Genomic DNA, 25,605 nt, shown 5'->3' on the forward strand with positions numbered 1-25,605 from the left:
ACAGTGTATTGGCAATTAAGCGGCGATGCACTAATGCCTTGGCTCACATCTCAGCCCATTGCTCAGCAAAAACATAACCCTATAGCTAGGCTCAAATCAAACGGCCAATGATACGACAACTTAGCCAAAATAGGCGGCTAACAAAGCGGCAATTAGCGCGATAAAAGGTAAATTCCAGCGGATTTATTCGAGACGCAGGCGTTCGGCAATCCGACTGTAGATCAGCATCATTTCCGCCAGCGATCCCACTTGCATGCCTTTCATCAAATTGGCGCGGTGGATCTCAACCGTGCGCATGGCAATACAGAGACTATCGGCGATCTCTTGGTTCTTCAGGCCTTGGGCAATCAGGTTGAGTATTTCCCGCTCCCTTGGCGTGAGCGCTTGATAAGTCTCAAGATACTGATTGTCTTGATGATGCGCCTTGGTATGTTCCAACGCTTTGACGACCGCTTCGGCTAACTTAGCGCCATCGGCGGGCTTTTGGAAAAAATCCACCGCCCCTAATTTAAGCGCATCTACCGCCATTGGCACATCGCCGTGACCCGTGAGATAAATCACCGCTAGCGGACTATTTTTTGCCACTAATTCAAGATGCAACTGCTGACCACTCAAACCCGGCATACGCACATCGACCAGCGCACAACCCGGTAGTGTTAAGTCTACGGCGGTAAAAAAGGCTTCGGCGCTATCAAAGTCGGTGATCTTAAGGCCATAACTTTCAAGCATAAAACGCAAAGAACGACGCACTGAGTCATCGTCATCGATTAAATACACAGGTAAGGCAAGACTCATTATTGTGCTCCATTGGGTTCAGGTTTACGCGGTATAGCCACCTGCGCTTGACAACCGCCACCCATAGCGCTTTCTAGGCTAAACGTACCACCATGGCTCTCGGCAATATCACGGCAAATCACTAAGCCTAAACCTAACCCCTCTGATTTAGTGGAATAAAATGCTTGCATCAGCAGACTGGTCTCTTCGGTTAACCCTGTGCCATTATCTGTGACCGTCAGCAAGAGCGTACATTCTTGATAGCGAAGATCGATATCGATCGTGGGTGTGTATGGCTTTTGCGTGATGCTCTGTTCGGTGCCACTGGATTCAAGCTCTAACCGCTGAACGCAGGCGTCAAAGGCGTTTTTCAGCAAGTTAAGCAACAACTGCTGCATGCCAACTTCATCGAGGGACTGTAAATAGGGCTCGCCGCTCACATTCACGGCAAGATTGATTTGATGTTGCTCAAACTCATAGGCGAGCAGCGGCACAGTATCATTGACCAACTCATGCAGATACAAAGGTTGTTTCGACACAGGTCGCTTCTTCAATAAATTACGTAAGCGACTGATAATATTGTCGGCGCGCGTGACTTCCTGCTGGATCAGCGCCAATACAGATTGCAACTCCTCAGGGCTCGTCCCCCGCTGTAATCGCACTTCAGCGCCATGACAATAATGGCCAATCGCCGCCAAAGGTTGATTGAGTTCATGGGAGAGACTCGCGCCAAGCTCGCCGGCGATCGCAATACGCTGTGCATGTTCCAGTAACGCACGGTTTTCATTGAGCTGGCGCTGAGTGTTAATCAACTCACGGCCACGACGACTAAAGCGGTATTCAAGCCAAAAATGATACACATTGAGTAAAACCAAAATCCCCAAAACAAGCCAAGCCCATTGTTGATGTAACTTGATCCACTGCCACGCCCTTTGCCACCATGGTGCCTGCAAAGGATGCATATCGAGATCTTTAAGCAGTTGATCGATCGCAAGCTGACTCACGGCCGTGGTCCAGCCCGCAGAATCAGCAGACTTAGCGGCGAGATGATCTTCGGGCAGCGCCAGCAAAGCTTGAGTCACACTTTTAGCCAGAGACTGGGAGGCGCGATTGGTCTTTGCCATAGACCAGTTGGGATAAAGGTGAGTCGAGACTTGGCAATTAAATCCCACCGGCGCTTGATTATCGAGCACTCGATAATGGGCGATGTTAATAAGACCTTCCGTTTGCATCTGCTCAAGCTGACACACGGGCACCACAGCCGCATCCAGTCGATTATCTTTCGCAGCATCATCACCACTTTTTTGATCATCTAACTGATACAACAAATTATCTAGCGGGAACCCCAGCGGAATAATCTCACCCACAAAGCGAGGCAAATCTATGCCCTTTAGCTGCGCTTCGTACACTAAGGTCAAGTAACCACCAAAGGCATTTTTCGATACGATCCCGAGTCGACGTCCCTTGAGATCACTTAAGGTGTGATAGGGTGAATCGGCGCGCACCACCAGCGCCGAGCCCACTTGCATTGCCGCGCCATTATTTAACGGACTGCGCAGGGTCGCCAACCAAGTGAGGGAATATTGCCGCGCCAGCAACACGGATTGCCCTGGGTTTGTGATCACAAAATCGAGCCCTTGGGTTTCAACGCCCTTAGCTAGCTCATCGAGGGTGAGAGGATGTAACCTAAAGTAACTGTTGGGAATTTGAGTTTCGAGCCACCCCATCAAAGGTTGCCAGCGGTTGATGGTCGCCTTATAACCGCGGATGGCTAACACGCCAACATCGACCACTTGATAACTGGGCTCTTCGATAGCAGCTTGAGCAACAACCTCAGGGTCAGTTAATCCCGAATGTACGCTTTGATTCAGTGGCTCCGCAGCAAACACCTTAACCGAAGCCAGCAAGCATAGGAATAACACTGCGTTCCTTGGCTTTTTTCTCGGTATTGCCACGGAATGTGGAGTGCTCAGAATCGATAACGGCCACTTGACCGATACAGCTAAGCGAAACACCGTTTTCATCATCCTCAATAACATGAAGTGTAATCCTTTATCCCCAGTCACTCACACTAAAATCAAGTTCAACTCAAGCTAAGAAAAGGCCAAACTCAAGTAACAAAAAATAAAACCCTAGCATTTTGAAGGCTATTCTAACGGATATTTGTTGCGCTAGATCAAGTCCACACCCGATATGTGGAAAACCACTATAGTTATGCCGCCTCCCCTTTTACAGAATGCCTGTAAACCTCGCCATAAACCTTAACTCTAGGTCTATGAGCCAGTTTATTCGCCATCTGCAAGTAGTGAAGGAAATCTGTATGGACAAGAGTAAACGTCAGTTTCTCGGCAAAATGGCCAGCGTCAGTGTTGGCGCCGCACTCATCCCTGTCGTGCAAGTGTATGCACAGGATGATAAGCGCAGCCCTCAAATGCACAGTGCCAGCGAAGGCCAAGTGGGTAAACGTTACGGTATGGTAATTGACTTGCGCCGCTGTGTGGGCTGCCAAGCCTGTACCGTCGCTTGCACTATCGAGAATCAACCGCCCCTCGGGCAATTTCGCACCACAGTGCAGCAGTATGAAGTCTCGCAGCAGGAAGATACCACTCCGCCTGCGTTTTTAATGCTACCAAGACTTTGTAATCACTGCGAAAACCCGCCCTGCATCCCCGTTTGTCCTACGGGCGCGACCTTCCAGCGCAAGGACGGCATAGTGGTCGTCAATAATGAATGGTGTGTTGGCTGTGGCTATTGCGTACAAGCCTGCCCCTATGATGCGCGCTTTATCAACCACGACACCAATACCGCCGACAAATGTACCTTCTGCGCCCATAGGTTAGATGCAGGATTACTGCCTGCCTGTGTCGAAACCTGCGTAGGAGAAGCCCGTGTGATTGGCGATCTGAATAATCCCAACAGCCAGATAAGCCAACTGCTTGCCGCCAACAAAACCGATATCAAGGTGCTCAAACCGACGGCCAACACTGCGCCACGGGTGTTCTACATCGGCATGAGCAGCGCTTTTGAGGACAAGATTAGCGGCCAAGCCCCCGTTAGAACCTTACTTACCGATACTGGCGAGGAGATCCACCATGGTCATTAAAGAAATCTTTACCCCAGATATCGCCATTACTTGGCTACCTTGGGCAGTGCAATACTTTTTTATGATGGGGCTCGCCTACGCCAGCGTATGGGTAGCGACAATACACTTGTTTAGCCAACCCAAACCCGATGACAGATTGCTGAAGCTCTGCGCCTGTTTAATGTTAACCGCAGGCATAGTCGCCCCTATCGCCTTACTCGCCGATTTACACCAACCGCTGCGGGCTTGGCATTTTTATGCGCAAGTTCGCCCTGATTCTTGGATGTGGTATGGCGCCTTTTTACTGCCCGTATTCTCGGGCACCAGCGCAGTGTTTGCTTGGCTGCTATTGCGTCAATACCTGCCTAAGCACACCACGAATCAAGACTCAGATTGGGTGAATAAAATAGGCCAATTACTGAGATTCGGTGATTGGAACAGTGACAAATTCATCAAGCCGATCGCACTGATCACGGCCCTGAGTGCCTGCAGTATCGCCCTCTACACTGGCATGGAAACCATGGCCATTAAGGCGCGGCCATTGTGGCATACCTATTGGCTGCCACCTTTGATGGCAATGAGTGCCCTGCTCGCCGCCTGCGGCACTTTGGTGGTACTGAATCGACTATTAAAGGGCTACCAACAGCGCACCCAAGACAGCCTATTACTCTGGGTAAGAGCGAGTTTTGGTCTATTCGCCCTATGCCTTATCGGCTGGGCGTTATTCGATAAGGGCTCGGCCCCCGAAGCCGCATTATTGCTTGAAACCAGCCCCAGCTGGCAACTTGCTGCGATTTGGGTACTGGTCACACTCGCCGTGCTGGCACTGATACTCGCCATTCGTCACTTACCCAATGTTGCAATGCTAATCGTCAGCCTCACGGCCATTCACCTTGCGTGGGGATTTCGCTGGATAGTGCTCATCCAAGCGCAAACCGATCCTAAATACGGCGCGGGGACTTATCTCTATCAACTGCCTTGGGGACCCGAAGGACTATTAGGCATAGCCGGTACCTTCGGCCTTTGGTTAGCATTAATGGCGCTGGTCTCCGAACTTATTCGCCACACGCCTGCGGCAAAACTTGCTCGCTGAGCACCCAATTAGTTTACAGAATTAAGGAGTCCATCATGGATAAGAGTAAACGTCGTTTTATCAAAGGGGCCGCTGTAACGGGTGGTGTGGGATTATTTGCCGCGGGTTATAGCCATACATTAGCGCAAATAGGTAAAGGTGTCGTCAATGGTACCTCAGGAAAACCAACCCAAGATCCGCTGCATGGCAATTCCTTAGCACCTGAATACAAAGTCGATTTAAAGTCAGGTCAGTTAATCAGCAATGACGATCAGCGCATCGCCAATACTATGTGTCTAGGTTGCTGGACCAAATGCGGCGTGCGCGCTCGTATCGATCAAAAAACCGATAAAATCATCCGTATCAGCGGTAATCCTTATCACCCGCTGTCATCGCGGGAACATATCGATTTCGATACGCCAATCAAAACCGCCTTTGTTGGGCTTAGCGCCTTTCAAGAACAGGGTCTACAAGGACGTTCCACCGCCTGCGCCCGCGGTAATGCCATGCTAGAACAATTAGATAGCCCACACCGCGTTACCCAATGCCTTAAACGCGTGGGTAAGCGCGGCAGTGGCCAATGGCAGAGCATTAGCTTTGAGCAATTGCTGAATGAAGTCGTCGAAGGTGGTGATTTATTTGGTGAGGGCCAAGTCGAAGGCTTAAGAGCGATTCGTGATATCGCCACGCCGCTCGATACCAATAATCCAGAATACGGCCCTAAGGCCAACCAGTTACTGGTCTCAAACGCCTCCGATGAAGGCCGCGATGCCATTATCAAACGCTTTACCTTCAACAGCTTTGGCACCCGAAACTTTGCCAACCACGGCGCTTACTGTGGATTTACCTACCGCGCCGGAGCAGGCGCTTTATTGGATGATTTGAAAAAATACGCCCACTTGAAACCCGATTGGGACCATAGCGAATTTTTACTCTTTATCGGCACGTCGCCGCAGCAATCGGGCAATCCCTTTAAACGCCAAGCAAGACAATTGGCTAACGCGCGTGTGAATAACACCAATTTCAGTTATGTGGTGGTGTCGCCCATGCTACCCAATACCTCGAATCAACCTTGCGCGGGTAACAATACTTGGCTGCCGATCCGCCCCGCCACCGACTCGGCCCTCGCCATGGGCATGTTGCGCTGGATTATTGATAATCAGCGCTACGCCGCCGATTTTTTGAGTGCGCCCAATGTCGATGCCGCAAAAGCATCAGGTTACCGTGGCTTCAGTAACGCAGGATTCTTGATCGTCAGCGAACCTACCCATCCAAGATATGGCCAATATCTCTTTGCCAGCGATCTTGGCTTACCTTTCGACGGCAAAGCCTACGGCGAGCAAGACTCGCAGTTGGTTGTCGATGCCGCGAGTGGCAAGATAGTTTTGGCGAGCCAAAGTCAGAAAGCTAAGCTCGACGTTGACCAAAGCGTCGACACACCTAAGGGGGCGATTGCGGTTAAATCTAGCTTCCAACTGTTAAGTGAAGCGGCGCAGAGCTTCGAGATGGCACACTATGCCAAGGAGTGCGATATCAGCGAGGCGCAAATTATCGCCCTCGCGGATAAATTTACCAGCCATGGCACTAAGGCCGCAGTCATCTCCCACGGCGGCACAATGAGCGCCAATGGTTTTTATAGCGCGTGGGCAATCATGATGCTCAACGCCATGATAGGTAACATCAATTTAAAAGGTGGCGCATTAGCTTCCGGCGGTTCATTCCCTGCCTTTGGTAAAGGCCCAAGGTATAATCTGCAGGAGTTTGACGGCATGGTCGAGCCTAAGGGCGTATTCCTATCACGATCTAAATTCCCCTACGAGAAAACCTCAGAGTATCGCCGTAAAGTCGAAGCGGGCGAATCGCCTTATCCTGCAAAGGAGCCTTGGTTTCCGATTTCATCGCCCTTGCTTGGCGAACATTTAACGGCGGCCGTGCACGGTTATCCCTATCGACTCAAAGCATGGATTAACCACATGGGCAATCCGATTTATGGTCAAGCGGGCCTAGGTGAAGCCATTGGTGAACAACTGAAAGATCCCAAAGTGCTGCCACTGTTTATCAGTATCGACAGCTTTATTAACGAAACCTCGGCGCTATCGGATTATATCGTGCCCGACACATTAACTTACGAGTCATGGGGTTGGAGCCCTTCTTGGCATGGTACTCTGACAAAGGAAACGACAGGTCGCTGGCCGATTGTCGAACCAAGGGTCACAAAGATGGCCAGTGGTGATGTGGTGTGCATGGAGTCTTTCTTAAGCCAAGTGGCAATAAAACTCGCACTACCCGGCTTTGGCGAAAATGCCGTTAAGGCCGCCGATGGCAGCTTACATCCGTTAACGCGCGCGGCGGATTACTCACTCTATGGCGCCGCCAACGTGGCCTATTTGGGTAAAGCCGTCGCCGATATTAACGCTGAGGACATGTATCTTAGCGGTGTGAGTCGTATCCAAAGTGAGCTCAACGCCAGACTCAAGCCTGATGAAGTCAAAAAAGTTAGCTACTTATTTGCCCGCGGCGGCCGCTTTGAAAATATGAGCGGTGCACGGGATGAAGTGGGGAATCCAACCAAGGTTTGGCCAAAACCTATGATGCTGTGGAATCCCGAAGTGGGCAGTCGGCGTAACAGTCTCACTGGGGAATTTATGAGTGGCTGTCCGCGCTTATATCAACCCGCCTTAGCCAATGGCACACCGCTCGATAAGGCGTTTAATAAATCACAATGGCCTTTGCTGATCAGTAGTTACAAATCCCACACCATGAGCTCTATGAGTATTGGCTCGGATCGTTTGCGCCAAGTGCACCCTAATAATCCAGTGCGACTGAACGAGAAGACCGCCAGTCGCCTTGGGATCAGCACAGGTGACACGGTCAAGATCAGCACGCCCAACGGCAGCGTTATTGCCTTAGTGGAATGTGTTGTCGGAGTGCACCCTGACTGCATCGCTATCGAACACGGTTATGGCCATAAGGAACTCGGTGCGCGGGACGTAGTGATCGACAACCTTAAAATCGCCGCCAATCCGCTGATCCGAGTCGGCATCAATATGAACGACTTGAATCTGTTTGATCCGAGTCGCCAAGGCCGTTACCCGCTGGTGGATTGGGCAAGTGGCGCTTCGGCCAGACAAGGGCTGCCAGCTAAGATTGAAAAACTAAGCTAACCGCCGAGCAAAGATGACACTTAAGAAGCTGCCCTTTGGCAGCTTTTCTATGGCCTTAATTCAATCTGATTAAGCCTAATCGCATCATTAATGCTTTCTAGCTATGCCTATTCGCGAATAAACCGAGGAATAGTGATCTTTTTTACTCAATTTAGGTATATAGATCCCGATCACGCGTTTCATAGAAATAAACCACATATTAAAATCACAGCTATATTTATCAGTATATCTAGCTCGAAATATCGAGCTTTCAATAAAGAACTGCAGTTTTTGAGTCAGTTAGACTCATCAGGAGTATCTCAGTGTTCAACTCTTCATTACGTAAAAGCCTTGAAGTGAGCGAAAGCAAACGCCAAGAGGCAGAGTCGATCATCGACTCGATTAAGCACAGTATTGCCACAGTAGAATTTACGCCTGATGGGATAATTCTCGATGCTAATGCGTTGTTTTTAAAAACGGTAGGTTATTCACTTAATGAAGTCGTAGGCCAACATCACAAGCTGTTTTGCTCGGCGGCTTATGGTAATTCTGCTACCTACCAGCAATTTTGGAGCAATCTAAAAGCAGGTCATCCACAGGAAGGCAATTTTGCACGAGTGAATAAAAATGGCCAAGAGATCTGGCTTAGAGCGACTTACTTCCCCATAAAACAGGCAGGTAAAGTCGTTAAAATAATGAAAACAGCCGCTGATATCACCCAAGATAAGCACCAACTTGACGACCAAGCGGCCATTTTTAATGCCTTGAATCGCTCGCAAGCCATTATTGAATTCACTACCGATGGCACGATTTTGAAAGCCAATACTAACTTCTTAAAGACAATGGGCTTTAGCAAAGAGCAGATTATTGGTAAACACCATCGTATTTTCTGTTTTGATGAGTTTTATCGACAAAATCCACACTTTTGGGACGATCTAAAGCAAGGTCGATATAGCAGCGGTCTCTTTGAACGCAAAAATGCTTATGGCGATTCGATTTGGTTAGAAGCGGCATACAATCCTATTATGGATGAGCAAGGTAAAGTGGTTAAAGTGATTAAATTTGCGAGCGATATCAGCAAGCGGATCGAGCAAAGCCACGCTGTACGTGAAGCCGCCAATATTGCACTGACCACGTCACAACGTACCGTCGAGCAAGCAGAACAAGGCGTACATTTACTCAATGCGACTGTAAATACCTCTAATGCTATTGCCGAGCAAACCCATAAAGCGACCTTGGCGATAACTCAACTCAATGAACAATCTCAAAGTATTCAAGCCATAGTCGCGACCATTAGTTCGATTGCCGATCAAACTAATTTACTGGCATTAAATGCCGCAATTGAGGCCGCACGAGCGGGGGAACAAGGCCGAGGTTTTGCCGTTGTCGCCGATGAAGTGAGGCAGCTTGCTTCCAGAACCAGTAAATCAACCAGTGAGATTGCCGCCGTCGTCACTAAAAATACACAACTCACCACAAGTGCAACTAGCATGATGAACGAAGTTGAAGGTATTGCACTGGAAGGAAAACAACAGTTAGCGGAGGTAACATTGGTGATGGGAGAAATACGTAGCGGCGCGGAAAACGTCTCAGCAATCGTGTCGCAGCTATCAGTCAATAACAATTAATTACTAACATTTAATCGCGCTATCAAGGATTGCATGGCGCTTTATCTAAAAGACAAAACGCCAACCTATTGCTTTTACGTTAATCAATAATCAGTTTTACGACCTTCATAGGTGGCACGCATTTGCTGTACAAGAACCTCATCGTAAGCACGTAATCCACTCATCACTAAGGTTTTGATACCTGTGCCAACTAAAGTGTCGCCGCTGTGTAATTCAAAATGCAATGTCACATCGCCACGTTTACCGTCGATTTTTAAATCTTGGCCAACGAGTGATAAGGTCACTTGCACAAAATCGAGAGTGGTTAAGTCAAACGACATACTTTCGTAAATCACTAAAGGCCGTTCTGGGTTGATCATCACTTGATGTTGTTTCATCAAAGGGATCAGAATATCGATAAAATTATGCCCAGAGAAAGCAACATATTGACGAATAAAGGATTCGGTCTGCGCATCGCAACAACTCACATCGCCATGACGGCTGACATTAAGATAGGTTTTTTCACGACTATCGCGAATCGAAAAACTCTCGCTCACTTGTTCAGGGAATTGCAGTTCGACGCTATCACCCACCATACCCGCAAAGCTAAACTTCATGCTCTGGCTCAAACCATATTGAGTCAATACTAGGGCAAACAGTAAATCTCCCGGTACGCAAAAGCGTTTTGCCCCCACATCGTGGATAGGATTAAAGTCCTGCGCAATTTTCTTCGCGAAGTCACTGGCTTGTTGTGCTGAAACGGAAATAGCTTGATTTTGCTTAGAAAAATAAGGCGCTAGAAACATATAAACTCTATTTGTAATAACTCAATACAGGGATGGATAACAAAATTATCACGAGTCTACCTTAAATTAGGTATTTAACTCACCCGATGACTTGACCCACGTAAGGCGTACAAAGTAACACCCTGCCCACATTTGTAAAGCCAAACAAATGACAGGGGTATCAGGATCTGTTGACGTTTCAGGTTTATTCTGCAGATATTAGGCGGAATTTTATGCAAGATAGAGCCTTTATGGCGAGATGACGCGACATATTACAGCCGATAATGCCGCAGAAATGTTAGCTAAATAAGACCGTTTTCATCACTCGTGACTCATTCAAAATAACTCAACATCATTTTTCATTTGGCGAGCAATACCTTGTCAGAACAAAAAACATCTAAAACGTAAGTATTGCCTAGCCACCGATAAGCCAAGGAATAAATCGTTAGACCTTTTTAAATTCACGCTTTAACTGAAAACCATCGTCAGTGACTAACTGCTCTAGCACTTCGATACGCTGACGAAGGATGGCTAACTCGGTCTGAAAAGCTTGGTTTTCGGCCACTTGCTCACGCGTCGACACACCTTGTTTGTTGCGAATTTTCATTATAGCGACCACATATCCGCCAACAATTGCGAGTATTGGGATAAGTAAAGCGAGGGCACCAGTGTTCATAGTCATTTCCTTTATCTATTGGCGTTATCGTTATCAAGCTCAACATTTAGGTCTGCTTATGACGCTTAATCAATGTCAAAGTCAGAACATGAAAATAAGTATGCGCAAGACAACCGCAATCAACCAGTGACAAAAGTCATGAGATTTAGCGAAACAGTGTCATTCTTTATCAAAACTATCCACAACAATAGCGCCCATAGAGGCTGGCATAGTGATCACTATGATCCGTTTTATAGAGGTTAATGGGTCCTCAAAAAATGGCACTTTATCGAGGCAAAGCAGCACGAGGAAAACCACGAGGGCAGTGAGCAAATACGCCACCACGATACGAAAAATAAACACAGGAACGCGGGAAGCAATATTCTGTTGGAACACGCTGTGATAGGTGAATACCCCAAGAAAGAGCAGCGATAAACTAAAAAGCATACCGATATTCAATAAAGGTAAAGTCTCACCGAGATGCCACGCTTCCTCAGAAAATGCAACGGGAACCGCAAGGGCAAAAGCCCCTACGCAAACTTGACTCGCATCTTCGGTGTTAAAACTAAATTTCATGCTGATCGCTCCCTAATCTTCCAATCTATTTGATTAGTCGAAAATAACGTTCGGTGAAGATGCGCTTATTACTGGGGTATTAAGTGCGATACAGCACTTTAACCACATGCCAGCCAAACTTAGTTTTCACTATATGTGGCACCAGTAATTCACCTGAAAATGCAACCTTATCGAACTGTGGCACCATTTGGCCTTTTTTGAACTCGCCTAAATCGCCACCTTTTTTGGCCGAAGGGCAAGAGGAAAAACGCTTAGCGAGCACAGCAAAATTAGCACCATTATTCAGCTGCTTAACAATATCCTCAGCCTGTTCTTTGTGTTTCACTAAAATATGCACAGCGGCAGCGGTTTTAAACATGTCATTTCTCACTTTGGATTAACGTCCCGTGCAAAGGGAAGATTGGCGCCCCGAGTTTGCCCTCGATCACACCACTTCCATCGGCACAGGTTCTACTGACTAAAAGGTTTTAGATCCAACGCATAAGTGCGTTATTGGCCCATTATCGCCCCTATTAACCTAGAAAATTTTCTGCCACCACTGCAAAGGGTCGCCGCAGTTATTCACAGGACGATAGGTAGCAGCTAATGCCGGAAGCGCATCGACATTGCTGCAAGTGGATTCCTTAGCCACACCTGTATCTCGGTCAAAAAAGCCCTTCACTACGCCGCTTACAGGGATTGAGCGCAGACTAATAGGTGGACGTTCCTTTAAGAAGGCAAGATACACGGCCATGGCGCCACTGCTACCATACAAACTGGTTTTGCCGTTATCGTCACGACCAACCCAAATGGCGGCGACATTACGCTCATCAAAGCCCGCAAACCAAGAGTCGCGGCTGTCGTTACTGGTGCCAGTCTTACCCGCAAGTCCAACGCCAGGGAAGGCATTACCTAAACGCGTCGCCGTTCCCGTATTCACCACTTGCTGCATAGCAAATTGAATTAAGAAATCTGTCTCAGGAGCTATAGCTTGCTCTTTAGGCAATCGCGTCACTGGCAATGGGTTCTTATCAGAATCTAGCACAGCGGTCACTGTGGTTAACTTACGATAAACACCGCTATCAGCTAAGGTTTGGTACACTTGCGCTACCATTAATGGCGAGCCATTGACGGCGCCGAGTAACATGGAGGGATACTCGTTTAACGGCTCCTGCCAACCCGATTTAGCCAATGTTGTGGCGACCGCATCCACACCCACAGCAATTCCAAGATTTACCGTCGGTACGTTCATCGACTTTTTCAATGCCGTTAACAAAGGCACCTGACCACTGAACTTCTTATCAAAGTTTTGTGGTGACCATGTCTTACCTTGCTCGCTTTTTAAGGTAATAGGTTGATCTTTAAGGGGGGTCGCTAAGGTAAATTGGCTATTAGGTGCCAAAGCCGTAGCATACACAAAAGGCTTAATTAACGAGCCAATAGGACGACGAATTTCAACCGCGCGGTTAAAGCCATCAAATCCTGGGGTTTTATCGCCGACCATAGCCGCAATACCGCCCGTGTATTTGTCGGTCACGACCATACCAATCTGCAATGATTTATTGCTCTTATCTAAGCTTTTGAGGGTTTGAGTCACCGCAATTTCGGCGGCTTCTTGGGCCATAGGATCGAGCGTGGTATAGATTTTCACCCCAGATTGCTTCAATAGCGCATCGCCATAACGCTCGTTCACTTCCTGTTTTACCAAGGCGAAGAAGGAAGGCAATTTCTGGTGTGCTGGTTTATTGAGATTACGGATCCCTAAGGGTGACTCTACCGCCACCTTGTACTCCGCCGTGGTTAAATCCCCCGCATCCATTAACAAGCGCAATACCAGATCACGGCGTTCTTGAATACGATCCGGATATTTCCATGGATTGTAGTAAGACGGTCCCTTAATTGCAGCCACTAAGAATGCCTGCTGGGAAATAGTCAACTCACTGATAGGACGGCCGAAATAGAAACGTGAGGCCAAACCCATACCATGGACGGCGCGGGATTTATCCTGCCCCATATACACTTCGTTAAGATACGCTTCGAGGATTTCGTCTTTGCTGTAACGAAAATCAATAATGACCGCCATTAAGGCTTCGCGTACCTTACGCAGCAAGGAACGCTCACTCGAAAGGAAAAAGTTTTTCGCTAACTGCTGAGTTAACGTCGAGCCACCTTGCACTGTGCGACCGGCGCTGATGTTCACAAAAGCCGCGCGCGCAATCGCGAAGGGATTCACACCATGGTGTTCATAAAAACTACGATCTTCCACCAGCAGTAACGCCTGCACGATCGACTTTGGCATTTCTTCGGTCGGCACAAACAGCCTGTCTTCACCGTCGCCAGTAATAATGCGGTCGAGCAATACTGGCTCAAGGTGGAACACAGCAAGCTGGCGCTTGTCTGAGACTCGAGTGACCGAACTGATGCCATTGCTGTCAAAGCTGATCATGACTCTTTGTTCGACTTGATCGCCTTCAGGATGCAAAAACGGCCGACGCCACAATTCAATACGAGTGCTCGATGCCGAAAACTCTCCCACTTGGCGTGGGTTAGCGACTTTGCGATAGCCGAGCAACTTAAGCTCAGCCATCATTTGCGGATGGCTGACTGCCGCACCGGGGTACAGCGCCATAGAACGACTAAACACCTGCGCTGGCAAATGCCATTTTTGGCCTTCAAATTTTTGCGCAATAATTTGATCAAGATAAATGCTGTAGAAAGTCACTACAGCTAATCCAGCCAAGCCTAATTTCCAACTGATAGACCAAATTCGTCGAAATAAACCGCGGCCATGATTAGCCCGACGGGAAGCGGGTGATTTTTTTGTCGTCTTAGTTGTCATATCTACTTCATCATTCATGCATTTAAAGACATCAGCCATAGGCACAAAGCTAACGTGGTGCGAATCAAAGTGTTTCATAACAAAATGTTATAAAAACAGCGGCGTGGTGCTAAGGCTGAGCTAAACCCAAGGTTTTCTTCTTGGTAAATTTTGTCGGCAGTGTATTCACAGGATCGTCTGGCCACAGATGTTTTGGATATCGACCGCGCATTTCCTTTTTCACTTCCACATAAGGTCCCTGCCAAAAGCTGGCTAAATCTGCCGTCAAGGCTAATGGACGCTGGGCCGGAGAGAGTAATTCCATCGTCACCTTTAGTTTGCCCTGCGCCAACATAGGACTCTGCGCCATGCCAAAGGTTTCTTGCAGACGCACACGCAGTAGCGCACGTCCAGACTCGTCGTATACTATTGGCGCAGAGGTACCAGTCACTAACGGCCAGGAAGTTGGCAATAATTCGTCAAGTCGCTGTTTCTGCTGCCAGCTCAAACAGTTTGCCACAAAACCAAAGCAATCGAGCTTAACTAATTGCGACAGATTATTCACATTTTCGAGGTAAGGCGCCAGCCAAGTTTCTAGGCTCGCTAATAATGCTTCATCATCAACCTTGGGCCAGTCACTGCCCACGTCGAACTCAGTTGCCAGTTTGAGCCTGTGTTGAAACTGTTCTAAGTTAGCGTTCCAATTGAGGATTTGTAATCCTTGCTGGCGAATATAGCCCAGTAAGGCCGCGACAATCTGCTTACGTTCAGGCTTAGCAATCGTCTCGGTTTTTACTAAAATTTGTCCGACCTTGTATTGGCGCTGCGCAATCACTCGACCTTTAGCTTCATCCCAGCCGCAGATCTCATGAATGTCCAGCAAACCTTTTAGCTCGCCGTCGAACAAGCTTGGCTGAAGCTGACTCGCTAAGTAAATCCGCCCAGCGTTTCTGCCTTCAGTTTCTTGAAAATCCGCCACCACCATCCACGACGTTTGCGCCAATGCATCATCGGCTGCGAGCACGACGCCAGTACCATTGGCTAATTGGTAGCCCTCAACACCGCGGGCCTTAGCGATACGATCCGGATAAGCAAGTGCTAATAATAACCCCACATCGCTGTGGTGTGCATGGGTCGCTATCTTAGACAAATCCGCCGCTAATCCTAGCTTTTTCTGCCACTGTTTTGCCTGTTGCCCAGCTTGTCCATGACAGGCAAAGTGCAGGTAATTCATGATATCGGCGCCCTTTTTAGGCAAACCGCGCGCCTCTAAAACCCCCGACAACAAGCAGGCCAAACTGCCCAATTGCGTTGCTTGTTCGTTAGCATTAATGACTCCCCCATTGTTTGTTCCCAAACTTTTTGCGCCCAATAACATATGTGCAAGCCTTGGGTGACACCCTAGCTCGTAGGCCGCTTTACCGTGGGGAGTGAGTTTATTTTGAGTATCGACCATGCCTAAATCTTGTAACAGTTTCCACGCCAACGCCTCATGCACACTTGGTGGCGGTGTTAACAATATCAAGTCGCTAAAGGATTTTGCGCCCCAGTAAGCACAATCGTGGGCCATAGCCACCAGATCCGCTTGGCTGATCTCGGGTTCATCGGCCCTGAGCATGCGGCCATGTTCTTCTTGGCTCCACAGGCGAACACACACACCCGCTGATAAACGCCCGGCGCGACCACTGCGCTGAGTTGCGGAGGCTTGACTTATACGTTTCAAGCCTAAGCGAGTGACACCGGTTTTAGGGTTAAAACTCGCTTGTCGTTTATAGCCACTGTCGATGACAAACCCTATGTCTTCAATAGTTAAACTCGATTCCGCCACGTTAGTCGCTAGCACGATTTTGCGCCTGCCATCTATAGTTGCAGCGATCGCGCTATCTTGCTCGGCCCCTGAAAGTTCACCATAAAGGGGGCAAATCAAAAAAGCATCGTCCGCTAAGCGCTCGCGCAAAAACTGCTGTAATCGTAAGATCTCCCCTTTACCGGGTAAAAACACGAGCACGGCATTATTGGCAGCCGTTTTATCAAAACTGGCACTGCTGCTGGCCGAGACCAGTTCAAGCACGCAGCGGCCGAGGTGATCAATCCAATGCTGCTGAGTTGGCACGGGGCGATATTCGATGTCGACAGGAAAACTCCGGCCTTCGCTGTGCAAGGTTACCGCTTCTGGCATGAGTTCAGCTAAGGCAAGACCAGATAGAGTCGCTGACATAGCTAATATCTTTAAATCGTCCCGCAGTGAAGCTTGCACTTCGAGCGCTAGGGCAAGACCTAAATCTGTGGTGAGGTGACGTTCATGAATTTCATCGAAGATGATCATTCCAATCCCAGTTAACTCGGGATCTTGTTGGATCATTCGCGTCAGTATGCCTTCGGTGACAATTTCTAAACGGGTATTAGCGCTGATTTTAGCTTCACCGCGGACGCGATAGCCGACTTCTTGCCCCACCTTTTGCTGGCGACAGCTGGCAATATAGTGCGCCACACTACGCGCCGCGACACGCCGCGGTTCGAGCATTAAAATACGTCCGCTGATTTCTGGCCAATCCAACATAGCCAAAGGTAACGCCGTTGATTTACCCGCACCTGTCGGTGCCTCGAGGACCACTTGGGCGTGACGAGAAAAAGCCGCGCGCAGCGGTGCTAATAAGCTATGAATAGGTAGAGAGTTCAAGAAAAAGACATCAGCGGCCAACACAGGGCGTCAGTGTACTAACAATCGGCTTTGAGTACCATTTCGCAGCAAACATTATCAAGTCAGTGCTGACCTAAGTAACAGCTCAAGGCTGCCATACCCAAGATTACAGCTGTGGATAGGGAGCAAAAATCTCACGCTTTTCGAGCCAAGGTTGACTGAGCCCTGACTGTAGTTCAGCTAAGCGTATCGGTTTATTGATGGCGTAACCTTGAGCATAGTCGACGCCTAAGGCTTGCAATTTCCACCCTATTTCTTGGGATTCGACAAATTCAGCAACCACATCAAACCCCATATCTTGACCAAGTTGGCAGATGGATTTTACGATCGCCTGATCCGCAGAGTCTTCGCAAATATTGACGACAAATTGGCCATCAACCTTTACAAAATCCACATTGAGGCGCTTAAGGTAAGCAAAGCTAGAAAAGCCTGCACCAAAATCATCGAGGGCTAATTTACAATTGAGCGGACGAAGTATCTCGAGTAACTTTGTGGCTTGATCGAGCTGACTCACAGCCGCGGTTTCTGTGATCTCGATGCAAAGCTTATCCACCAGCTCAGGTTCGGCCATCAAACGCATTTCTAGCCAATTCATAAACTCATGATCGCCCAAAGAGGTTGCCGACAGATTCACAGACACAAGATCCAATTGCTGCCAAATATCTAAATGACTACCACCCCACTTGAGCAAATTATCGATCACCCAAAGATCAACCTTAGAAGCCAAGTTGTATCGCTCGGCGGCGGGTAAGAAGATAGCAGGAGACACTATAGTGCCGTTAGTCTGCACCATACGCAGTAAGATCTCTAAATGTAAGCCAGTTTCCTCACGGTTTAACGGCACTATGCTTTGAAAATAAAGCTCGAATTGGTTTAACGCGAGTGCGCCGACGATATCTACAGAGGCCATCATCTCGGTGTAGAGACGGTTCATTTTAGGATCGCTCGCACTGTATAAATGCCAGCCATTTCGGCCTTGATCCTTCGCCAATCGACAAGCAGCGTCAGCTTGACTCATGACGGTATAAATATCGGCGGATTTTTTATCTAGCCTAGCAATCCCCATACTGACACTGACATTGTGACTACGACTTTCCCAAATAAACTCATGATTTGCTAACTGGGTACAAATCCGCTTAGCAATCTGTTTCGCAGAATCCACATTGCAGTAATGCATCAGAATACCAAACTCATCACCCCCTAAACGGGCAACAATATCGCCTTTACGTACGAGCTGTTTCAAACGTAATGCGACTTGGCAAAGCAGCTTATCGCCCGCCTGATGGCCACTGATATTGTTAATGACTTGGAATTGGTCTAAATCGAGAAATGCCACGCAAATAGGCATATCGTCGTGGGCATGTAGTAGGTTTTCTAATAGGGCTTCAAAATGTAGCCGATTAGGTAAACCCGTAAGTGCATCATAATTGGCATGGAAGGATAACTCATCGGCTAAGCGGTACTTTTCACTGACATCTTCGGCAATCATGACTAAAGTATCTTTATCGCCGCTAATCTGGCTAAAACTCAGTTTCAACCAAGTTAATTGATGAATTGATTTTAAAGGTAATTCACACCAAGCTTGGCCGAGCACACCTTCTCGTACCACATGTAAGGTATCGGTTAGCATGGCGTGTTCTTCCTCACGCACCATGTCGAATAAATCATAACCATGTTGAATTGGCAGGGTTTGCAGAGCGACTTTATTCAGCATAGTCAATTGATCATGCTTATCTAACAAGGCGCAAGCTAAGGGCAACTGGTTGAATACTTCACAGTATTTATGTTCACTGGCAAGCATGCTCAAAGCGATACGCGTCAATTCCATCGCAGAGCCAATCATCACAGCGGCGTGATTAAACTCACTTATAAACTCTTCGCTCCATTCACAGCATTCGGAGCAATTGACGGCCCCCAAGGCAATACGGGTTTCGCCAAACACGACTGGCGGCAATACTAATAGACTCTTGACGTCCCAATCCCTTAATAAAGCTCGCTCAGCCTGAGCATCGGCAGGCAAGGTATTCACATCAGCCAGATTTAATAGACGCGGAGTACGGACAAGAGAGCGAAAAAATGGCATTCGTGCCAAGGGCCAGACTCGTGTCTGTTGGCCTTGGGCAAATTGAGGTTTTAAATACAGATTACGCGTGCGTAAACGATCCAGTGACTGGCTTCCGGTTAATACAAATACCCCGTCACAATGCAGTTGCAAAGTAATAGTCTCAAGCGCTCTGTCAACATTCTGCTCTAAGGTTTCTAGCGGGGATTCACTAAAAATACTGACCAAAGCCTGTTGGAGTGGATTAGCTAAACCTACTGACATGAAAAGTCTCTTCCTTACCTAAAAATCCATTTAAGGTATTATCGACGTGCATTAAGTATAGGCTCACAGTGAATTAAACGTCTGCTTGAGTCACAAATTAGCTGATAAATTCAACAGCTAGATTAACGCTCAAATGCGCTTAACGTCAAAGTGCTCGCTAAGATAATCCATATTAAGCCCTCCAAAAGGATGATAAACCGATGCAACAAAGGCTATTCCTCGGCTTCGCTCCCACAGATAGTCAAAGGGAATATCTAAGTGAATTGCAGCAGCAATTGATATGCCACCTTAATCCTGAGGCGAAAGCGGTGAGTGTCAGCAATCTGCATTTAACGCTCTGCTTTATGGGTCAAGCTAACAGCGAGCAAAAAATCGCCCTCCTTGATGCGGTTGACCGCTTAGTGAAGCCAAGATTTAGCGTTCGGCTTAACCAGCTCGATGTATGGCCTAATGCGCAAGTATGTTGCTTGAAAGGCGATGATATTGAGCCGCCGTTAGTGCAATTAGCTAAACAGACGCAAGAAATTGCCGACCGACTGCAATTACATCGGAGTGAGCACAGCTTTTGCCCGCACATCAGTTTATTTAGAAAAGCAAAACAATGGACACTAGAAGAGTCGGCTTTATTGCAACTCAAAGGTATGAATACGCTGACGTTAATGCCCGATAATTTGCATTTATACCATTCAAAAAGCACAAGCACGGGTGTCGAATATCACATCCTAAATTCTTGGACACTCGGTTAACCTTAATCAAAAACAAAAAGCCCGAGTATCCACTCAGGCTTTATTTTTCAATTTATGAATCAATGCATTAATCAATACTAAAATAAAAATAGCAGTTAACTAGAGAGCGATGATGAAGAAATACCTATTCGAGTAAACGTAAGGTTTCGCGATAGGCACGCTTTTGCTCGTAGGTTTGTAACCGCAGCATAAACTCATCAGTCTTAGTCATTTCAGCATTCATTTTCAACGCTTCGATCGCTTTCTGCTGCGTCGAAATAGCAGCACCAAAATCACCTAACTCCGCATAAGCCGCGGCTAAATTATCAAGATTTGTAGGATCGTTTTCATTCACTTTGAGTAATTTTAAGGACAACTCGACCGCTTTATTACCATCGCGATACTCAGCTTCGGGGCAAGTCGCTAAAATCCACGCCACATTACCTAAGGCAATATCATCACCCACTTGGGAAAATTGCTCGACCGCTTTACCGCAGTTGCGCTGCACACCGTCACCGCCAGACGCATAAATAAAGCCTAAACGGAATTGAGCCCAACGACTGCCCTGCTCACTCAACGCTTTATACCAATGCTCAGCGACTGACAAGTCACGCTTGATCAATTGGCCTTCAAATGACAGATCCGCTAAGGTTTGCTGCGCTTTTTCATGTTGTTGTTCGGCGGCAAGTGAGATCCAGTGCAATCCAGTCGGCACTTCTTGCGACACAAAACGTCCGGAGAGATACATTAATCCCAGCAAAAATTGGGCATCGGCATCACCTTGCTCTGCCGTCACCTGAATATGCACAAACTTACTGGCCGCAAGTTCAGCTGCTGGCTGCGGGATAGAAAATGCGTGCGCCGCAGAGCTCAGCCCTATTGTTAAGCTTAAACCTGCACCTAAAACCCATAATCTGTATTTCACTTGCTTACCTCTCTTAAAAACAACTGCCCTCAAAGTTAGCCAGAATTAACCCCATAAGTCGAGCCTAAATACACACAAACCTCAGGATAATGGGGGAAGTTAAGCCAAATGGAATGTCAAATTTAAAAAGTGAAACATGTTATTGTGTAATTTAGTGGCATATTTTATTCATAATCTATAATAAAACTGCTGAAATAGACTGGTAAGATGTGATTAACTCGACAGAGTTAAGTGAATCCAGCGAGTTTCATACCGATTTAGTTGACTTAAATCACTAAAGTAGCAAAATAAGCTCTAATTTTAGATGGTTAATTGCATTTATTCACTTATTCTAAACTAAGACTTCCATCAAGTTTTTGTGAGTTTAATTGACGTAAAATGCTTATTTAGAATACTCTTACTTTCGTTTTAATCAATCGAGGAACACCAACATGGCTCTGATTGGTAAGCCAAAACCTGATCCAACTTTGGAATGGTTTTTATCACACTGTCACATTCATAAGTACCCTGCAAAGAGCACTCTTATCCATGCTGGTGAAGACTCAGATACCCTTTATTACATAGTAAAAGGTTCTGTAGCGGTATTGATTAAAGATGAAGAAGGTAAGGAGATGATCCTTTCTTATCTGAATCAAGGTGACTTTATCGGTGAACTAGGTTTGTTTGAAGAACAAGCCGAACGTACCGCTTGGGTTCGTGCTAAGCAAGCTTGTGAAATCGCTGAGATTTCATATAAGAAATTCAGACAGTTAATTCAAGTTAACCCTGAAATTCTGATGAAGCTGTCTGCACAAATGGCCTATCGCCTACAAAGTACCAGCCAGAAAGTGGGTAACCTTGCATTTTTAGACGTTGCAGGCCGTATTGCTCAAACTCTATTGCATCTGGCTAAACAACCTGATGCTATGACACACCCTGATGGCATGCAGATTAAGATCACTCGTCAAGAAATAGGTCAAATTGTTGGCTGCTCACGGGAAACTGTGGGTCGTATCTTGAAGATGTTAGAAGAACAGAATTTGATCCAAGCTCATGGTAAGACAATCGTGGTATACGGTACCCGTTAAGTTAGTCTTCAGCTTGATTTAAGCCTGCCTTATTAAAGTGGCCTAGAATAAATTCTAGGCCATTTTTTATTGGGGAGCTCAAATGAAACGGCTGTTTTTAATCTGTTTTTTCAGCCTATTCACGCTGGTGCATCCAATCATCTTGCATGCCGAACCTATTGAATTAGAACATTATCAAGCCAAGGCGTTAGTTAACTCTGGGCAAATATTGTCCTTAAACGGTACACTCGCCGTAGTGAATCAATTTTGCCAAGGTGAACTAATTGATGCTCATCTCTATCAAGAAGATCATAAATGGCGCTATGATTTGCAAATCAAAGTTCAGCGTGGCCAAATCGTTAATCTCAGTATTGATGCAACAAATGGTCAAGCCGATCAATCAATAGCACTACCGAGCGAATGTCGAAAACATGAAACTGTTACTCGTTGAAGATAACCCAATGCTAGTCACCGAGCTGGAGAAACAACTCAAACTCGCTGGCTATGTAACCGATATTACAGACAAAGCGCTTGAAGCCGATTATCTGATCAAAGAAACCCAATACGATTGCGTAATCTTAGACATAGGTTTGCCCGATGGCAACGGCCTCGAACTGCTCGAAGGCTGGCGAAATCAAGGGATCAGCACTCCAGTCATCATGCTGACGGCCCGCAGCCAATGGCATGAAAAAGTAGAAGGTTTTAATGCTGGCGCCGACGATTACTTAGGTAAACCTTTCCACGCCCAGGAATTATTGGCCCGAATCCAAGCTTTAATCCACCGTGCACATGGTCGTCTAAACACCTCAAGTAAACAATTGAGTTATGGTGGCGTGGTTTTAGATGAAGCAGAGCAAACGGTAAAAGTGGCCGAGCAACTGTATGAACTCACTGCAATGGAATTCAGGCTGTTAAAAATCTTCCTCATGTCACCTAAGAAGCTGTTATCTAAGACGCAGCTAACCGATAAGCTCTATCAGTTTGACGATGAAAAAGAGAGCAATGTGGTCGAGGTTTATGTCACCCATCTACGCAAGAAACTGGGTAAAACCACGATCGAAACCCGTCGCGGCCAAGGTTACATCTTCCACGGCATTATTGAATGATCTCGATCCGCACTAAGCTCAGTTTATGGTTAACTGGCTTACTCGTGTTAGGTACTGTAATTGGACTGATACTGTTTGAGTCCATGCTACGTCAGGCCTTCCACGACTCTATTATCAATCGCTTAGAAGAAGATCTCGAACATATCATGCTGGCAACCCATATCCATGATGGGGAGATCAGCATAGATCAAAGCCAGCTTTCCAGTTTCTACAAGCCCGCCTATTCAGGCCGTTATTTTCAGCTTAACCTGCCAAATGAAGTGATTCGCTCACGCTCCCTGTGGGATATGCAGTTAGATATCGAGCCACTGGCACCGAATCAAACCCGCGTCTGGCAAGCTAAAGGGCCAAAAAATAACGATATGCAGTTGTTATCACTGGGATTAAACTCCAGCAGTGCCAATGTCAGCGCCACCTTAACCGTTGCGCAAGATTTGAGTATCGGTAGACGTGTGTTTAGCGAAGTTTATGGCACTAAGCTTGGTGTCAATCTGGCGATGTTAGTTGCTATGATCGCGGGGATATTCTTGATCCTACGTCAATCCTTTAAGCCAGTTAAGCACATACAGCACGCGCTTTCTCGGCTAAGACAAGGGGAAATTAACGCGCTGGAACTCAATAATATTCCTCCCGAAGTACAACCATTAGCAAAAACCTATAATGAACTACTTGAGTACACAGCCAAGCAAATTGAACGTAGCCGCAATAACTTAGGTAATTTGAGCCATGGGCTCAAAACGCCACTTGCCGTGATGCAGCAACAGGTTGAAGCTCTTGGCCTCAAAGATCCTGAAACTGCCATTGCCCTGCAGCAGCAACTTGATTCGATTCACAAGATGGTCGAGCGTAAACTGGCTGCCGCGAGGATCACTGGCGACATGCTCCCCGCAGCGCAATTGGTGATCCCTAGGGATTTACATAGCCTAGCCAACACGCTAAATAAGGTTCACCGCAACAAGTCCATTGAATGTGATTTCGAACTCGATTCCAATATTCTCAGACTGCCTATTCACAGGGAAGATGGCATGGAGCTCTTAGGCAACCTGCTAGACAACGCCTTTAAATGGGCCCAGAGCCGAGTCAGCATTCAGCTATCGCGTCAACAAGAGCGTCTCTGCCTTTGTATTGATGATGATGGTCCAGGGGTTGCTGATGATGAGCTAGATAAGCTCACACAAAGAGGAACAAGGCTTGATGAGTCAGTGATGGGTCACGGTTTAGGATTATCAATAGTGAAAGAAATTGCCGAGCAATACGAGATTGAACTGCAGTTTAATCACAGCACTCGCTTAGGTGGATTGAGGATCGAGCTGACCTTTAGCTAGCCCCGGGTTATGCCAATCGTATTAAATGCCTTGTTTGAAATATCCATAAAAAACGCCATCGAATTGATGGCGTTTTTTTATGCAGAAAGCAATTTGAGGACGTTAGACTTTATTCACATTGGTGCTTTCAAAAATCTTGTCGGCAGATGCCGCCACAAAGCCTGTGTAGAGCTCGCCATTAGCCATAGGATAACGTAGTGCAAACTCATAGAAACAGCTTGGGATTTCCACTGTCGCGTCAGTAAATTCAACACCAATCTTATCGGCCATAGTCGAAGACTGTTCTAACAAGACTTCTGGCGAACCTTTGATCTCGCCACCTGAACTATTAAGCACAAAGCCCGCTTGCTTCAGAGCTTCATTCACTGACTCTAAAGTCTCAAAACCGTCGAGGTGATTGATAGACACAGTGAAATGGTTAGCGCGATAACCAAAAGCCGCTACCCAAGCTGCATATTCACTCTCAGTTAATAAGTCCTGATAGGTTTTAGCATCTAAAGACCAATGACGGCCGGAGTAAATAAAGTTGTCAGCGGTAGTCGCAGCAGCATCCACTTGGGCGATTAAGCCTTGAATAGTTTTTTGCAACGCAGGGCTAAATTCTTCAACCAACAGCTCAGAGATAAACACTTTAGGCTGAGTCGAATCTGGATGTTCAAAATGCTTAGCGATCAGTTTTTTCTGTTCAAACTTATAATCACCGCAAGGTACATAACCTAACGAAGTGAAATGCTTAGCGAGTACATCCAAATTCACCTTAGCGATATTGAAAGTACGCAGGGCAATATGGTCGTTTATGATCGGCTTACCATGACCCAACAACGCGTGCACTTTTGCCGCAGAAGGGGTCATCTGGATATAGTCTTGCCACAGAGCGGCAAATAACGCGTTGATGTCGGTATGCATAAAAACTCCTTTTATTGTGCTGCGGTTATTGCTGTTATTTTGCCGCGAACACTA

20 protein-coding genes are annotated in these 25,605 nt (G+C 47.0%); 9 read left to right on the plus strand and 11 right to left on the minus strand.

Annotated elements, in window-relative coordinates; all coding sequences use genetic code 11:
• Window positions 1-183: 183 nt before the first annotated feature.
• Complete coding sequence (locus ACHA99_RS19495; protein ID WP_011790753.1) at window positions 184-795, minus strand: response regulator transcription factor; 612 nt, start codon at window positions 793-795, stop codon at window positions 184-186.
• A complete protein-coding gene (locus tag ACHA99_RS19500) occupies window positions 795-2,813 on the minus strand; it encodes a sensor histidine kinase (RefSeq protein WP_173496282.1) in 2,019 nt (672 codons plus the stop codon). Before ACHA99_RS19500 ends, ACHA99_RS19495 begins: the two co-directional genes overlap by 1 nt.
• Window positions 2,814-3,094: 281 nt before the next feature.
• On the opposite strand from ACHA99_RS19500, the gene dsrO reads away from it, so the two are divergent.
• From dsrO to ACHA99_RS19520, 4 genes are all read left to right on the plus strand, one after another.
• Complete coding sequence (dsrO, locus tag ACHA99_RS19505) at window positions 3,095-3,877, plus strand: sulfate reduction electron transfer complex DsrMKJOP subunit DsrO (protein ID WP_011790755.1); 783 nt, start codon at window positions 3,095-3,097, stop codon at window positions 3,875-3,877.
• On the plus strand, window positions 3,867-4,949 hold the full coding sequence (gene nrfD / locus ACHA99_RS19510; protein WP_173496281.1) for an NrfD/PsrC family molybdoenzyme membrane anchor subunit: 1,083 nt from the start codon (window positions 3,867-3,869) through the stop codon (window positions 4,947-4,949). The genes dsrO and nrfD overlap by 11 nt, the downstream gene beginning before the upstream one ends.
• Window positions 4,950-4,984: 35 nt before the next feature.
• A complete protein-coding gene (locus tag ACHA99_RS19515; RefSeq protein ID WP_393944499.1) occupies window positions 4,985-8,092 on the plus strand; it encodes a tetrathionate reductase subunit A in 3,108 nt (1,035 codons plus the stop codon).
• Between the two features lie 302 nt (window positions 8,093-8,394).
• Window positions 8,395-9,699 (plus strand): PAS domain-containing methyl-accepting chemotaxis protein, encoded by a 1,305-nt coding sequence (locus ACHA99_RS19520; RefSeq protein ID WP_113939130.1) that lies wholly within the window; start codon window positions 8,395-8,397, stop codon window positions 9,697-9,699.
• Window positions 9,700-9,782: 83 nt separating this feature from the next.
• Here ACHA99_RS19520 and ACHA99_RS19525 read toward each other — a convergent pair whose 3' ends face one another.
• The 7 genes from ACHA99_RS19525 to ACHA99_RS19555 form a co-directional block, all read right to left on the minus strand.
• Window positions 9,783-10,484: a DUF3581 domain-containing protein gene (locus ACHA99_RS19525; RefSeq protein WP_131525486.1), complete on the minus strand. Its 702-nt coding sequence runs from the start codon at window positions 10,482-10,484 to the stop codon at window positions 9,783-9,785.
• Between the two features lie 424 nt (window positions 10,485-10,908).
• Window positions 10,909-11,139, minus strand: a complete 231-nt coding sequence (locus tag ACHA99_RS19530) for a hypothetical protein (RefSeq protein ID WP_393944501.1) — start codon at window positions 11,137-11,139, stop codon at window positions 10,909-10,911.
• Window positions 11,140-11,298: 159 nt separating this feature from the next.
• The gene (locus ACHA99_RS19535; RefSeq protein WP_105250257.1) at window positions 11,299-11,694 is read right to left on the minus strand and encodes a DUF2391 family protein; all 396 of its coding nucleotides are present in this window, start codon (window positions 11,692-11,694) and stop codon (window positions 11,299-11,301) included.
• Window positions 11,695-11,773: 79 nt separating this feature from the next.
• On the minus strand, window positions 11,774-12,052 hold the full coding sequence (locus ACHA99_RS19540; RefSeq protein ID WP_006084190.1) for a peptidylprolyl isomerase: 279 nt from the start codon (window positions 12,050-12,052) through the stop codon (window positions 11,774-11,776).
• Between the two features lie 159 nt (window positions 12,053-12,211).
• Window positions 12,212-14,530, minus strand: coding sequence for a penicillin-binding protein 1B (gene mrcB, locus ACHA99_RS19545; RefSeq protein ID WP_173248724.1), 2,319 nt, complete (start codon window positions 14,528-14,530; stop codon window positions 12,212-12,214).
• A 91-nt stretch (window positions 14,531-14,621) separates the two neighbouring features.
• Window positions 14,622-17,195, minus strand: coding sequence for an ATP-dependent helicase HrpB (gene hrpB, locus ACHA99_RS19550; RefSeq protein WP_393944504.1), 2,574 nt, complete (start codon window positions 17,193-17,195; stop codon window positions 14,622-14,624).
• 103 nt (window positions 17,196-17,298) lie between these two features.
• Window positions 17,299-19,518 carry a bifunctional diguanylate cyclase/phosphodiesterase gene (locus tag ACHA99_RS19555; protein ID WP_198571945.1) on the minus strand — a complete coding sequence of 740 codons (2,220 nt, stop codon included), beginning with the start codon at window positions 19,516-19,518 and terminating at the stop codon, window positions 17,299-17,301.
• Window positions 19,519-19,718: 200 nt separating this feature from the next.
• Between ACHA99_RS19555 and thpR the strand changes: the two genes are divergently transcribed.
• On the plus strand, window positions 19,719-20,264 hold the full coding sequence (gene thpR / locus ACHA99_RS19560) for an RNA 2',3'-cyclic phosphodiesterase (protein WP_393944506.1): 546 nt from the start codon (window positions 19,719-19,721) through the stop codon (window positions 20,262-20,264).
• 124 nt (window positions 20,265-20,388) lie between these two features.
• On the opposite strand, the gene ACHA99_RS19565 is transcribed toward thpR, so the two are convergent.
• Window positions 20,389-21,168, minus strand: coding sequence for a tetratricopeptide repeat protein (locus tag ACHA99_RS19565; protein ID WP_168827664.1), 780 nt, complete (start codon window positions 21,166-21,168; stop codon window positions 20,389-20,391).
• Window positions 21,169-21,599: 431 nt separating this feature from the next.
• On the opposite strand from ACHA99_RS19565, the gene crp reads away from it, so the two are divergent.
• The 4 genes from crp (at window position 21,600) to ACHA99_RS19585 (ending at window position 24,645) form a co-directional block, all read left to right on the plus strand.
• Window positions 21,600-22,235: a cAMP-activated global transcriptional regulator CRP gene (gene crp, locus ACHA99_RS19570; protein ID WP_006080082.1), complete on the plus strand. Its 636-nt coding sequence runs from the start codon at window positions 21,600-21,602 to the stop codon at window positions 22,233-22,235.
• Between the two features lie 82 nt (window positions 22,236-22,317).
• Window positions 22,318-22,665: a PepSY domain-containing protein gene (locus tag ACHA99_RS19575; protein ID WP_105250261.1), complete on the plus strand. Its 348-nt coding sequence runs from the start codon at window positions 22,318-22,320 to the stop codon at window positions 22,663-22,665.
• Window positions 22,646-23,320 carry a response regulator transcription factor gene (locus tag ACHA99_RS19580; RefSeq protein ID WP_131523983.1) on the plus strand — a complete coding sequence of 225 codons (675 nt, stop codon included), beginning with the start codon at window positions 22,646-22,648 and terminating at the stop codon, window positions 23,318-23,320. Before ACHA99_RS19575 ends, ACHA99_RS19580 begins: the two co-directional genes overlap by 20 nt.
• Window positions 23,317-24,645, plus strand: a complete 1,329-nt coding sequence (locus ACHA99_RS19585; protein WP_393944510.1) for an ATP-binding protein — start codon at window positions 23,317-23,319, stop codon at window positions 24,643-24,645. Before ACHA99_RS19580 ends, ACHA99_RS19585 begins: the two co-directional genes overlap by 4 nt.
• Window positions 24,646-24,747: 102 nt before the next feature.
• Here ACHA99_RS19585 and ACHA99_RS19590 read toward each other — a convergent pair whose 3' ends face one another.
• On the minus strand, window positions 24,748-25,551 hold the full coding sequence (locus ACHA99_RS19590; protein WP_131523981.1) for a 2-oxoadipate dioxygenase/decarboxylase family protein: 804 nt from the start codon (window positions 25,549-25,551) through the stop codon (window positions 24,748-24,750).
• Window positions 25,552-25,605: the final 54 nt, after the last annotated feature.

The sequence above is a fragment of the Shewanella sp. S23-S33 genome, from assembly GCF_043359565.1.
GTDB lineage: Bacteria > Pseudomonadota > Gammaproteobacteria > Enterobacterales > Shewanellaceae > Shewanella > Shewanella oncorhynchi.